This window comes from Nostoc sp. PA-18-2419 (assembly GCF_005869855.1).
Classification (GTDB): domain Bacteria; phylum Cyanobacteriota; class Cyanobacteriia; order Cyanobacteriales; family Nostocaceae; genus Nostoc.
Genome location: NZ_SZNH01000013.1, coordinates 13,937 through 27,619 on the forward strand (window position 1 = coordinate 13,937; position 13,683 = coordinate 27,619).

The 13,683-nt window shown below is 40.3% G+C and carries 13 protein-coding genes; 4 read left to right on the forward strand and 9 right to left on the reverse strand.

Annotated elements, in window-relative coordinates:
• Positions 1–101: 101 nt before the first annotated feature.
• Positions 102–3,503 carry a beta strand repeat-containing protein gene (locus tag FCR06_RS15250; protein WP_138501088.1) on the forward strand — a complete coding sequence of 1,134 codons (3,402 nt, stop codon included), beginning with the start codon at positions 102–104 and terminating at the stop codon, positions 3,501–3,503.
• 233 nt (positions 3,504–3,736) lie between these two features.
• Here FCR06_RS15250 and FCR06_RS15255 read toward each other — a convergent pair whose 3' ends face one another.
• The 3 genes from FCR06_RS15255 to FCR06_RS15265 form a co-directional block, all read right to left on the reverse strand.
• The gene (locus tag FCR06_RS15255; protein ID WP_138501090.1) at positions 3,737–4,360 is read right to left on the reverse strand and encodes an ABC transporter permease; all 624 of its coding nucleotides are present in this window, start codon (positions 4,358–4,360) and stop codon (positions 3,737–3,739) included.
• A 98-nt stretch (positions 4,361–4,458) separates the two neighbouring features.
• On the reverse strand, positions 4,459–5,211 hold the full coding sequence (locus tag FCR06_RS15260) for an ATP-binding cassette domain-containing protein (protein ID WP_138501092.1): 753 nt from the start codon (positions 5,209–5,211) through the stop codon (positions 4,459–4,461).
• A gap of 228 nt (positions 5,212–5,439) precedes the next feature.
• On the reverse strand, positions 5,440–5,835 hold the full coding sequence (locus tag FCR06_RS15265) for a hypothetical protein (protein ID WP_138501094.1): 396 nt from the start codon (positions 5,833–5,835) through the stop codon (positions 5,440–5,442).
• Between the two features lie 157 nt (positions 5,836–5,992).
• Between FCR06_RS15265 and FCR06_RS15270 the strand changes: the two genes are divergently transcribed.
• The 3 genes from FCR06_RS15270 (at position 5,993) to FCR06_RS33560 (ending at position 7,538) form a co-directional block, all read left to right on the forward strand.
• Positions 5,993–6,211 (forward strand): hypothetical protein, encoded by a 219-nt coding sequence (locus FCR06_RS15270; protein ID WP_138501096.1) that lies wholly within the window; start codon positions 5,993–5,995, stop codon positions 6,209–6,211.
• Positions 6,212–6,354: 143 nt separating this feature from the next.
• Positions 6,355–7,215: a hypothetical protein gene (locus tag FCR06_RS15275; protein WP_138501098.1), complete on the forward strand. Its 861-nt coding sequence runs from the start codon at positions 6,355–6,357 to the stop codon at positions 7,213–7,215.
• A gap of 167 nt (positions 7,216–7,382) precedes the next feature.
• Positions 7,383–7,538, forward strand: a complete 156-nt coding sequence (locus tag FCR06_RS33560) for a hypothetical protein (RefSeq protein ID WP_223280150.1) — start codon at positions 7,383–7,385, stop codon at positions 7,536–7,538.
• A 271-nt stretch (positions 7,539–7,809) separates the two neighbouring features.
• Here FCR06_RS33560 and FCR06_RS34605 read toward each other — a convergent pair whose 3' ends face one another.
• From FCR06_RS34605 to FCR06_RS15305, 6 genes are all read right to left on the reverse strand, one after another.
• Complete coding sequence (locus tag FCR06_RS34605) at positions 7,810–9,477, reverse strand: caspase, EACC1-associated type (RefSeq protein ID WP_189523437.1); 1,668 nt, start codon at positions 9,475–9,477, stop codon at positions 7,810–7,812.
• Between the two features lie 8 nt (positions 9,478–9,485).
• Complete coding sequence (locus tag FCR06_RS32655) at positions 9,486–9,635, reverse strand: hypothetical protein (RefSeq protein ID WP_189523438.1); 150 nt, start codon at positions 9,633–9,635, stop codon at positions 9,486–9,488.
• The gene (locus tag FCR06_RS15290; protein ID WP_138501100.1) at positions 9,611–9,868 is read right to left on the reverse strand and encodes a hypothetical protein; all 258 of its coding nucleotides are present in this window, start codon (positions 9,866–9,868) and stop codon (positions 9,611–9,613) included. The genes FCR06_RS32655 and FCR06_RS15290 overlap by 25 nt, the downstream gene beginning before the upstream one ends.
• A 339-nt stretch (positions 9,869–10,207) precedes the next feature.
• Positions 10,208–12,139: an ABC-F family ATP-binding cassette domain-containing protein gene (locus FCR06_RS15295; protein WP_138501102.1), complete on the reverse strand. Its 1,932-nt coding sequence runs from the start codon at positions 12,137–12,139 to the stop codon at positions 10,208–10,210.
• A gap of 107 nt (positions 12,140–12,246) precedes the next feature.
• Positions 12,247–12,657, reverse strand: coding sequence for a DUF1824 family protein (locus FCR06_RS15300; RefSeq protein WP_138501104.1), 411 nt, complete (start codon positions 12,655–12,657; stop codon positions 12,247–12,249).
• A gap of 153 nt (positions 12,658–12,810) precedes the next feature.
• Complete coding sequence (locus FCR06_RS15305; RefSeq protein WP_138501106.1) at positions 12,811–13,659, reverse strand: prohibitin family protein; 849 nt, start codon at positions 13,657–13,659, stop codon at positions 12,811–12,813.
• Positions 13,660–13,683: the final 24 nt, after the last annotated feature.

Sequence of the window (13,683 nt, forward strand, 5' to 3'; positions counted from 1 at the left end):
AAGCTTGAACTTTTGGCAGATTATGTGTGCCATAAAACAGCACTAACTGGATTATTGACAACTGAAGTTACTCCAAAAACCGATTAAATCAGGAAAAACTTATGGCAATTATCATTGGAACCAGCGGTAACGACACCCTACAGGGCACTTTAGATTACGAGGATTACTACGACACCCTAACTGGTGGCGGTGGTAACGATATATTTTTTAACAGCGACTCAAACTACATTAATACGATCGCCGATTTCGGTGGAGTAGGTAAAGGAACAAACCCAACAGCAGCAATCATTGCCGAAGTGGATACCCTAAGTTTCCAGAACAATAGTGGCTTCACTGTGCAAAACTTGCTCCTTGCCCAAAATGGCAACAATCTGGAAATCAGCTTTCAAGGGTATGGTGATACCAGATTCATCCTAGAAAACTTTGCCCTATCCAACCTTGATAACCTCAGCTTATCCACCGGAGCGACTGTAGATTTGGGCAATATTTTGTTTTATGGGCAAACTACCATCACCGACAGTTTTGATGTTTTTGATGCTAACTCCACCCAAAGCACTGTCTTTAAAAAAAACACAGTCACCTTCCTAAACGACCTCGACAACAATGTTAGTGGATTTGACAATTCAAATGATGTCATCAATGGTCAGGGAGGTAATGACATTATTGAAGGTTTAAGTGGCAATGACCTTTTGAGGGGTGGCGCGGGCAATAATACTCTTAACGGTGGTGCTGGTAACGATACATTGGATGTTGACTTCCCCTCAAGCAATAATCTGCTTAATGGTGGTAATGGCAATGATTTTATCTCCATCTCTGGCAGCGACGAAGACACCTACAACGCACCAGACTACGACGATCGCTCTTTAGGCAATAATACCCTCAACGGTGGTGCTGGTGATGATACCTTAAGCGCTAGCGGTTCATTAGGTAATAACCTCTTAGATGGAGGTGATGGCAATGATTCTCTCTCCATCTCTGGGAGTCGAAGAATTGGGGATTTCACAGCGTCTAACTCTCGCTCAGATGGCGATAACATCCTCAACGGTGGTGCTGGTGATGATACCTTAAGCGCTAGTGGTTCAAATGGTGATAACCAGCTTAATGGTGGTGATGGCAATGATTTTCTAGATATCTCTGGCTATATTTACCTAGCTGAAAGCATCAACTTCGACTCTGGCTCATCTGGCAAGAACCTCCTTTTTGGGGGCGATGGCAATGATACTCTAACAGCTTCTGGTGCCACTGGTAATAACACCCTCAACGGTGGTAATGGCGATGATTTTCTAAATATCTCTGGCTATGATTACCAATCTGACTACTTCTACTTCGACTCTGGCTCATCTAGCAAAAACCTCCTTTTTGGGGGCAATGGCAATGATACTCTAACAGCTTTTGGTGCCACTGGTAATAACACCCTCAACGGTGGTAATGGCGATGATAGCCTTACAGGCGGTGGTGGTAAGGATAGCCTCATAGGCGGCGGTGGTAAGGATAAATTTGTTTACAAAGGCTTAAGCAATAACACCACTAATAATGAGAGCAGCGAGACGATTAATAATGGTACTACTACTATCGCCGATTTTACTGGAGTAGGTGAAGGAATAAACCCCACAGCACCAGTCATTGCCGAAGTCGATACTCTGATATTCCAGGACAATAGTGGCTTCACTGCCGACAATTTGCTTCTTACCCAAAATGGCAACAATCTGGAAATCAGCTTTCAAGGGTATGGTGATACCAGATTCATCCTAGAAAACTTTGCCCTATCCAACCTTGATAACCTCAGCTTATCCACCGGAGCGACTGTAGATTTGGGCAATATTTTGTTTTATGGGCAAACTACCATCACCGACAGTTTTGATGTTTTTGATGCTAACTCCACCCAAAGCACTGTCTTTAAAAAAAACACAGTCACCTTCCTAAACGACCTCGACAACAATGTTAGTGGATTTGACAATTCAAATGATGTCATCAATGGTCAAGGGGGTGATGACATTATTGAAGGCTTAAGTGGCAATGACATTTTGAGGGGTAGTGATGGCAATGATACTCTTAATGGTGGCGATGGCAATGATACTCTCAATGGTGATACTGGCAATAACACCCTCAATGGTGGCGATGGCAATGATACTCTCAATGGTGGTACTGGCAATAACACCCTCAATGGTGGCAATGGCGATGATTCCTTTAATTTCCCCTCTCTATCTACGTTAGTGACTCAAACAGTAGATGGGGGAACAGGTAACGACAGCTTGTCTTTGAGTTATAGCAGTGCTACCACCGGAATTACTTCGACTTTCAATCCGACTACTAACACTGTAGTAATTTCGACGACACCGGACACAACAGTGTTTAGCTACAAGAATATCGAACAATTAAATATCACAGGTACAGACTACGATGATTATCTTCTGGGAAGCAATAGTAATGATACGCTTCGTTCAGGCAATGGCAACGATACAATAGATGGCGGCGCTGGTGAAGATTTCTTAGATATTAGTCTTTCAACAGGAAATCACCTGCTCAATGGAGGCGATGGCGATGATTATTTATGGGGGTCGAATTACAGTTACGACGAATTCGGAAATCGCGTTTATGGTAGCATCTCTGGTGATAACACCCTCAACGGTGGTGTTGGTGACGATAAATTGGATATTAGGGGTTTAACAGGCAACAATCTGTTAGATGGGGGTGATGGTAATGATTTTGTGAAAGCCTCTATTAATAACTCAGGTAATGCCACACTCAACGGTGGTGTTGGTGACGATACATTGAACGTTTACGGTTCAAGTGCCAACATATTAGATGGGGGCGATGGTAATGATTTTCTCTATGCCTATTCTGGCTCAAATACTACACTCAACGGTGGTGTTGGTGACGATACATTCGATATTAGCGGTTTAAATGCCACCATAGTAAATGGGGGCGATGGTAATGATTCTCTGATAGCCTCTTCTTATGACTCAAATAATACACTCAACGGTGGTGTTGGTAATGATTCTCTGATAGTCTCTTATGACTCAGCTAATAATACCCTTAACGGTGGTGATGGTAATGATTCCCTGATAGACTCTGGTTTCGGTGGTAATAACACCCTCGAAGGTGGCAATGGTGATGATACCCTCATCGTTGGCAATGATTATGATTCTTTCAATGGTAATGATATCCTCATCGGTGGCAAGGGTAATGACACCTTTGTTTTCAATAGTTTCGATAAAGGTCTCAATTTGATACGTGACTTCGGTGCCAATAATGAACCGAATGAACTAATTCAGGTATCAGCTGCTGGTTTTGGTGGCGGTTTATCAGCAGGTGTACTTCAGGCAAGTCAGTTTACAGTTGGAGAATTTGCAACCACTAGCAGCCAGCGATTTATTTATAACTCCACTACAGGTGCATTGTTCTTTGACCAGGATGGTAGTGCAGGCGCATTTACTCAGGTACAATTTGCAGGATTATCTGCTGGGCTGTCACTAACGAATAACAATTTTGTGGTTGTTTAATCGTTATCCTCCATGTAATGCGATGTCTGGCGACAAGCCGCTTCTCTACGAGACGCTCTTGCTAGCTTGCTTCTCTGCAAGAGTACGCATCTATTCCAATATCTAAAATGTAAGGTAATTATTGATACCGTAATTACACAAGAAAGAATCTAGTTGCCACCTGGGGCAGTGTTGAAGCTTTTGGGAGATTGGAAAAACTATCAAGTTGTGTATTCAAGAATATACATCTTTGACTAACTTTTGATTTTTAATTGACTCTCTATCCAACCAATTGCAAAATCAGCCATTAATGCAATTACCGCTGCCGGAACTGCCCCAGCTAAAATTAACTCACTGTTGACTAGTGATATCCCACGAAAAATAAATACTCCTAAACCACCAGCCCCAATTGCGGCTGCAATAGTGGCAATACCAACAGCAATTACAGTTGCTACTCGTACCCCCGCCAGAATCACTCCCATTGCTAAGGGAATTTCAACTTGTAATAGTAATTGTCTATCTGTCATTCCCATACCTCTGCCAGCTTCTCGAATTGCTGGATTGACGCCAGTGATACCTGTGTAAGTGTTGCGAATTATTGGTAAAAAAGAATATAAAGTTAATACTGCGATTGCTGGTAATACACCAATTCCGGCAATGGGAATKAGTAAGCCAAATAGCGCCAAGCTAGGAATAGTTTGGAGAATATTTGCTATACCAAGAATTGGTTGACGAAGATAATTTTTACGTGTAATTAAAATACCTAATGGAATGCCTACAAGTATGGCAATTCCAATGGCAATACCGACTAAGAAAAAGTGTTCTAGAGTATGCTCAAGAATTTCAGGAGCATACTTAATGAGGAAGAAATCTTTCATAAACAAGAGTCAGAATACAGAATTTTAAATTCAGAATTCAAAATTAAAAATAGTCCATAGCAATCCTATTTGAGTTGTAAAAATATCAATAGCGGCTTTCAACAATTTAAAGAAGGCAAACATGCCAAAAAAGCAAGACTTTCTGGATGTTGGGACTTGAGAAATTCATCTGTTGTCCTCAATACTACCAATTCCCCACCATACATTAAACCAATTCTGGATGCCAAAATAAAGGCTTCTTGAATATCGTGGGTGACAAAAACAATTGTTTTGCCTAATTCTTGTTGCAAATGTCGAAACTCTTGTTGAATTTCTAGCCGCGTAATCGGATCGAGTGCGCCAAAAGGCTCATCCATCAACAACACTGGTGGATCTGCTGCTAAAGCCCTAGCTACACCGACTCTTTGCCTTTGTCCTCCTGAAAGTTCGTGCGGGTAACGCCCTGCGAATTGGGCGGGTTCTAAACCTACTAATTGCAACAATTCATAAACCCGCGTTTTAATTTGTTTCGGTTGCCAACCTTCTAAAGAAGGAACTAAACCGACGTTCTTTTCCACAGTAAAATGGGGAAATAAACCAGTTTCTTGAATCACATAACCAATTTTTCGCCGCAGTTTAATTTCATCCCATTTAGTTGTAGGAATTCCATCAAATAAAACTTCGCCTTGTGTCGGTGTAAATAGGCGATTAATTAACTTCATTGTTGTAGTTTTGCCGCTACCACTGCGTCCAAGTAAAACTAGTGCTTCTCCTTGATGAATCGTAAAATTGAGATTTGACACCAAAGGGCGATGATTGCGGCTAAAGGTGACATCGCGGAATTCGACGGCAGCTTGGTTATTCGGTGGCATAAGTCGATTTTAGATTTTAGATTATTACTTGGATATAAATACGTTGGTAGGGTAGCACAGCTATGCTACCCTACGGTAAATATATATTATCTATCTATATTTTACTGAAATTCGCGCACTAATTTTGATTTGCGATCGCCAACCCAGTTGGATGCGTTAGGCTAATACTATAACGCACCACAATAGATGGTGAAAACGCTGTGTTAGCCTTAGGGATGACAGACCCGACTATGCAGTTTTACCATTCTTCTCTAATGCTTGTTGTGCAGCATTTTTCAAGCGGCTGGATCTCATTTTGCGGATGCGATCGCTATCCCGAATACCACCTGCCATTTCATATTCAGCGCTATCTTTGCCATACTTGATAGCAACTAACATTAGCATTTTTTCAGAAAGCTGATTTAAATTTTTTTCCATTTGTTCAACTTTAGTTAGTGAAGAATCAACTACAGCCAAAGCGTTATTATGAATATTAAGTTCATTACGTAAATCATCGATTGACTCAATCAGTTTTTCTAGGTTATAATCTTCATCAAATTTAATGCTGGGAAGAATTAATTTCATTCCAGCAGATCTTAACTCAGCTTTTTCTAGAACGCGGGATGTGCGCTTTTTACGAGACATAAATTTGCTCCTTTAAGATACTTCTAACGCTAGCTTGCCTCAATTAAACTAGATTCCGGTTCAGCAAAAATCGCAATTTTTTATCATCAAATTTTCCGGTTATACCAGTAAGATTTCGGTATTTTAGAGAATAGCTATAAGGGAAGCCGCTACAGATTTGCCAATAGCCGCTACAGACTTGGCAGTAGCCACTACAGACTCGCCACAAGCCGCTACAGACTTGGCAGCAGCCGCTACAGACTTGGCAGTAGCCGCTACAGATTTGTTAGTAGCCGCTACAGATTTGTTAGTAGCCACTACAGATTTGGCAGTAGCCGCTACAGATTTGGCAGCAGCCACTACAGACTTGACAGTAGCCGCTTGGATTATGGCGTAGTAAAACACAACTAGGTGCTGATGATACTGACTACTTAAGTGTTGACAGCAATTAACTCAAAATTAAAGCTTCACCAAATTTTGAAACTAAATTTTGACCTGTAACATAGGAAAAGGATGATAATAAAGTACTGACATCCTAATATGAACACATCTGACAAATTCTGCTTTTGTACCTTGGCTGTGGGTGATAGATATCGTACTCACGCACAAATGCTAGCTAAAGATATTCAGCAACACACACACGCTACAGCTCTATGCGTTCTGACTGATAAGCCAGAGTATTTTCAGGAATTTCCTCACGTTCTGGCATTCAAGCACAGCCTTCAAAGTGTCAAAGGGTATCATGATAAACGCTTCGTCCTGGAAAAGGCTCTTTCACTATTTGAGAGTTGCATGTTTTTAGATTCTGATGTCCGAATTCTTGGTGGTGTAGTCGGAGAAATGAATTGGCTTCCCGGAATCACAGCTAGAACAGGTTGTGATTTACGGCAACACATGGTACAAATCAAAAATCCTAAAGAAATTCAAGTTATAGAAGAAGTAGCTGAAAAACTAAATATCGATATTCAACAAGTGCAGTGGTTGCATGAATTCATGTTTGCTATGGGCAGACAAGCAGGATTGGATACAAACTTTTTTCAGCTTTGGCAAACTATTTCTTACTTGTTTGAGATGCGAGGAATCTATCATGGTGAAGGTTATGCGATGGGATTAGCTGCCGCTAAAGTGGGAATGACAATTCGATATGACCGCGAAGATAAATTTCCATTTTTTAAAGACAATATAGAGCGAGTAAGAATCAAAAAAGGACAATCTAATTTAGAAGAAAAACAAATTTACTTCGATATCCACGAAAATATTGAATACCAAAATCGTTCAATCGTGCGAAAAGTAACTGATAAATTGATGAAAAAAGCTGTGTTCTCTTATAGATTATTGCGGCTCAGAAAGTTGGCTAAAAATGATTCTGATTTTCACAAGCTTTTTGAGATAAAAATATAGGTTAGGGAATAGCGATMGCAGTTTGCAAGTCAGGCAAATTCAATTGCTGCGCTAGGTAAAAGGACTAGATGAGCCACTGAGCAAGAATTAATAACGAGTACCTCGTGCCCAATGCCCAATGGCATGATGGTGTCAAAGCGAAAAAAATACACCCAACAGGAGAATAAATGCCAGCCATTGTTAAACTACAACTCTCCTTAGAAGTTTTAGCAGAAGCAATAACTTCCCTTGATTTAACAGAAAAACGTCAACTTCAAAAGCTAATTGAGCAACAAATTTTTGCAGATGAAAAAGCATTGTACACAGAGGATGCACAAACATAGCCAGAAATTCGAGCAATTCGCGCTGAGTATAGAGATGGTGAATCTATAACTATTGATGAATATCTTGCTAAACGATCGTATCAGAGATAATGAGTTATACAGTCGTTATTTCAAAGTTGGTGCAAAAACAGATTAATAACTTACCCAATGATATTATTGAGCGTGTGATTGAGAAAATCTAAAATCTTGCTTTGGAACCGCGTCCCGATGGAATTGTCAAGTTAAAGAGTTTTGATAATGAGTACCACATCCGGATTGGTAGCTTTAAATGTTACACTTTACAAGTCTCAATGCGAGAGAAGAGATGTTCAAATAACCCCACACCAAATATTGTGATTGAGGATTTAGCAAAACGGACTGATGTCGCAGTAATCGGGAGGTGTCCTCTTGTGGCTGAGATATTATAAGTGACGCTAGTGTAACTTATCCAACTTTTTTCTACTTTCCATCCAACGCGCTCGCCAAATTTATTCCAGGCTTCTTCGTAATACTTCCCGTCTAGCTTACCACCAACGCTTAAGTAAATTTCCTTTTGAACGCTTAAGCCAAAGTGTCCATTGCTATATTTTACCCATAGGCGGTCAATTGTCCTGAGGTCAGTACAGGGAAAGTTTAATAGTTCTTCATCCCTAATCCAGTCATTTTTCTGACACCCTACTACTTGAAGCATTATCACATAGGTTTCAGAATCAGCGTCTTTCCAGTTCCCTGCTGCTAGCAAGTCGCGCAGCTTAACATAGTCTATGTTTTTCTCTGAACTGAGGTCATCTTCCTTTGTAGGCGATTTCGAGGTAATATTTTTTGCACCCTCAGTGTTAAAATCTTTTCCCTCTTCTTGCTCACTCACTCGCTTGCTGAGTGGGATAACTCGCGCCTCAATGACCACAATATCCTCATCTGTGAGTTGCAAAAGTTGCTGTAAGTGCTTTAATTCTTTCCGTATATGGTGACTTAAAGTCCATTCATCGTGTATTGTCTCAGCCAGAGCCTCAAACAGAGCTTCTTCGTATTCTTTGAGATTTTCTTGATACTTGCGATAAGGTTCTAAAACTTCGTTTTCTATTTGGGTTACTATCTCAATTGACAAACTCAATTCATTTTGCCGACGCTTGAGAATGCGGCGACTCACAGATGAAATATTACCGTTTCCAGCCCATCGCTCTACTTCTTTACGGTACTCTAATTGACGATCGCCTACACGAGCTTTCGCTAGCTTAATTTTAAAGCCTTCCCTAACAGCATAAATTTCTGGCTTCATGGCTGGGGCTGCTTCCTGCACTTTTTTACGAGCATATTCATGCAATTCATCTACAGAAATCATGCCATCATTATCAGTGTCAGCCGCACCTTTCTCAATCCCTTCGACAAGGTAGCGGGTGTAAACTGATAAGTCTGCCCCTTGTTGTTCAAATGAACGTTGAGTAGACGTAGAAGAAGTTAGTACCACCCGTCCTTCTCCTCCCAGTTGATTTTTGATGTCTACTTTGTTATCGTCTTTCGCCTTCATTCCTTCAGCAAAAGCACCGCTAAAGCAACAGTCAAGAATAATTACCTGTCGCCGAGAACGGCTATTTTCCATCATCCCATGTATGAGGCTGGCAGCAGTAGCGGTAGTTTGAATGAGTTTACCCTTATTGTTCTTACGAGTTTGGCTAGTTGCTAAATATAATCTGCCAGACTCATCTGTGATACCGTGTCCTGAAAAATACAACAGCACTAGGTCATCCTTTTCACGACCAGAGAACAAGGTTTCAATTGCTTCTTCCATTAACTGGCGTGGGGGATTTTCCAGTAGTGTAATATCAGCAGCCGCAAAATCGCCCATTTCTGAATGCTGTAAGACTCTCTGCATTGCTTTTACATCTTGCACAGCCGAAAGTAAAGCATTTAACCCAGGTTCGTAGTTACTAATTCCAATCAGTAATGCTACCTTTGCCATGTACCTATCTACACCTTTGAAATTTCTTCTATAGCATTAACTGCTGCTTCTAATTCTTTGCGACTGCTAGCTTTGACTTTGACTTTTTTACTGTCTTTAGTTACTTCTAATTCTATTTCAATGGGTTTGTTACCTAAGCGATCAGGAGAAAGCTCCAAACTTGCTTGATACTTTCTGATTTCACAAAAGCAATTACTTGACCGACAACATAACCTGTGATTGACTTGCTTCCCTCTGATATTTCAATTTCAGCTACTCGATTAACTTCTTCTACCTCATCGAGTTCTTTCATTTGAGTCAATAGTTTTTTGGCTTCTTCGTCTTTTTCCTCTGCATCTAAGTCTTGACCAATGAAGGTAATTGTGAGTTTGATGTCTGATCTATTTGCCATAGTGGGAATTTGGTAATGTTGAAAACAAGAATTTCAGATTAAGCTCAGTTTACCAGACCTCTTGCAAAAGTCCTTCTTTGCGTTCTCTTCTCTGCGTCTCTGTGCCTCTGCGTGAGAAAAAAATATTTATGCAAGAGGTCTACTGTAAATAAATCAAGAGTAAGGTTGATAATTACGTAAATTTAGGAGTTTTTATCTATAAATTAGCCTGAGCAACTAAGGAAATTCCAAAGTGCGATTCTTTGATAGCTCAATCACACTTTAGAAGTTCTTAAATAAGTTAGCGATAATATTTCAAGCTATGTTTATCGCTTTAGCTTAACGCACCATATTCAGGCATCAAGATTCCATCTCCGCCAATTCTAACCACCTTTCAGTCGCTACATCGATCGCCTGCTTCAAAGATTCCACATCTTCATATAGTTTCTGCACTTGGCTATAATTCCCTGGAGGCACATTCGCCAGTTTTTTCTCGGTTTCTGCCTTATCGGCTTCTAACTGGGCTATTTTACCTTCCAACTGCTCAAATTCTCGCTTCTCCCAATTCGATAATCTCCGCCGCTTTTGATTTTCGGCATTTTTGGGTGAAGATGCGCCATTTTGAACTTCGACATTTTTCGGCTTCTCTTTTGTATTAGCAGTTTGTTGCTGTGCTGCTTCTTCGGCTTTTTTGTAGTCCAGATAAACAGAGTAATTGCCTGGATATTGTCGCAGGTTCCCGCCCTCTTCAAAGGAAAAAATTGTGTCGATGGTGCGGTCAAGAAAATAGCGATCGTGAGAAACTACAATTACACACCCGACAAAATCTTCTAAATAATCTTCTAGTACTGCCAATGTTTGGACATCTAAATCATTTGTCGGTTCGTCTAAAATCAAAACATTGGGCGCACTCATCAGCACCCGTAACAGAAATAAACGGCGTTTTTCGCCACCAGAAAGTTTATGAATTGGGGCATATTGTTGATTACCAGGAAATAGAAATCGCTCCAACATTTGGGAAGCAGTAATTTGAGTACCATCGGTAATTTTGATGAATTCTCCTTCTTCTTTGATGTAGTCAATCACGCGCTGATTTTCATTTAATGCTGTGAGCAATTCTTCAGAATGCTGGTCAAAATAACCGATGTGAATTGTAGTACCAATTTCTGCATTGCCAGAATCAGGCTGAATTTGACCAGTAATGATATCCATTAAAGTGGATTTTCCTGCACCGTTAGCGCCGATGATACCGATGCGGTCTTCTGGACTAAATTCGTAGGTAAAATCTTTAATTAGGGTGCGTCCATTGTATGCTTTAGAAATGTGATCTAATGCAATAACTTTTTTCCCAATGCGACGAMCAACTGTCGAAATATCAACTTTACCCTGAACTTGTTTAAACTCAGTATCTCGCAGAGCGTGAGCGCGGTCAATTCTCGCTTTTTGTTTGGTACTTCTGGCTTTCGGGCCTTTTTTGAGCCATTCCAACTCGCGCCGCAATATGCCTTGATGTTTGCGTTGAGTGCTAATTGCAGATTCTTCCGCTAAAGCTTTCTTTTCCAGGTAGTATGAATAGTTACCTGTGTAAGTGTAAATGTCACCTCGGTCTATTTCGATAATCCGATTAGTGACGCGATCTAAAAAATAGCGATCGTGAGTAATCAGAAAAAGTGCGCCGCGATAGCGATTTAAATAACTTTGTAACCATTCTACAGAAAGAGCATCGAGGTGGTTTGTTGGCTCATCCATGAGTAAAACATCTGGTTCTGCTAACAATGCTGTTGCTAAGGCAATGCGTTTGCGATAACCTCCAGATAAAGTGCCGATTTTGGCGTCAAAGTTAGAAATTCCTAACTTGGTGAGGATGATTTTGGCGTTGGTTTCTAGTTCCCAAGCGTTACTTGTATCCATCCGTTGCATCACCGCAGAAAGGCGGGACATCAATTGATTATCATCTGGATAGTGAGCCAATTTATCGGAGAGTTCTTCATACTCCTGCACTAAAGTCATGTGTTCGCCACTGTCGGCAAAAACTTGCTCTAAAACTGTGCGATTTTCATCTAAGTCTGGCTGTTGGGGTAAGTAGATAATTTTAGAACCAGAGTTAATTAAAATTTGACCGCTATCAATGGGTTCTAAATCAGCGATGATTTTTAGTAGGGTTGATTTGCCTGAACCGTTAGTACCAATTAAACCAACTTTATCGCTAGTATCGAGGCTAAAACTGGCATCTTTTAAAATTTCTTTGATGCCAAAGTCTTTTTGGACTGATTGCAGGGTAATGATACTCATAGGATTCAATAATATATAGATTTTTTCTCATGCAAAGGCGCAGAAATGCAAACGAAGAGAAGGAGGGGATAAGTAAGGTGTATGGCTAAATCGACGGTTAATGAATTTTAGACGAATAGATCCAAAGGTAGATGTCCATACATTTCGTTAATTCCGTCTTCATTGAAAGATTGGCAAGAGACTAATACGCCACGATGATGTCCGGGATAGGAATCGAGATAACATAAGCCATTTTTACCGTTTAATTTGATATAAACTGGCCCTTCTGGTGTCGGTAAATTGCTTGGCGGTTGATAACCAAAGGCTAAAGAATAAGTTTTCATGGCTAATATTCCTTCTTCTGCTGTATCAGCACAAATTCCTAAAATTTCATAGTCAGCAAGGCTAGCGAGCAAAATTAAGGCATCTCGAATTACAGCTTTTTCTGATGGCTTGAGGACGGGTGCTATGTCTAGACAGTTGAATTTATTCAGAACTTTTTTTGCTTCTTCAAGAGAGAGACGATCAGGAGTTGACATAAATTTCGTTTATTATATTGTTGATTATTTTTTAGTATTTCAGTTAGGGCTAGCCCCATACCATTTGAGATTTTTTCTTGGGGATTGGGTATATGGGATTAAATTAGTAATTGGTAATTGATAATTGAAAGTTCACCCACTCCCCAGTCACTTTTACGGTTGATTTTCTACATTCCCCAGGTTGAACATGAAGGGTACGCCGCTTTTCGAGTCACTACCCATGACGAGGACTTTTGGCATTTGAGAGCCACCAGTTTTCCAAGCTTCAATTGCTTCTTTTTGCAGAACTAATTGCCCTCCTTGGGCTTTGAGTGTCTCTGCTAAGAGTCTTTGGGCTTCTGCTTTACCTTTGGCACGATTAACTTCTGCTTGTGCTTCTTGTTCGGCTTCTCGCGCTACATAAACTGCTCTTTGGGCGCGTTGTTCGGCAATTTGTTTTTCTTCAACTGCTCTAGCGAATTCTGGTGAAAATGTCAAGTCAACTACGCTAGTATCTAAGACAATTATCCCATATTTATCTAAGCGATCGCCCAATGCATTATCAAAGTCTTCTTTCAATTCACTTCTTTTAGTAATTGCTTCTTCTACTGTTCTTCTAGCTGCTGCAATTTTAAATGCTTCTTGTGTTTGAGGGGCAATAATTTTCGAGACAATATTTTCTAAGCTTCCTTGTTTTCTTCTCACCTCAACTACCTGTATGGGATCGAGGCGAAAGTTAATCGCAAATCTTGCAGATAAATTTTGCAAATCTTTAGTAGAACTTTCCGCTGGTACTTCAAATTTTTGCACTGTCAAATCATACACATCTATTACAGAAATAAAAGGTGGTTTGAGGTGAATGCCTTCCAATAAAGCGCCATCTCTCGCTTTACCCAAAATGCTAATCACTCCTGCTTGTCCTGGGTTGATAATGATAAAGGAATTTAGTCCAATAATCACTAATATTGCTAACACAATACCCAAAACTGTGGTTTGCAAATTGCCAAATTGCTGACTTTTCAATTTCCTCTCTCCTTATGAGTGAAA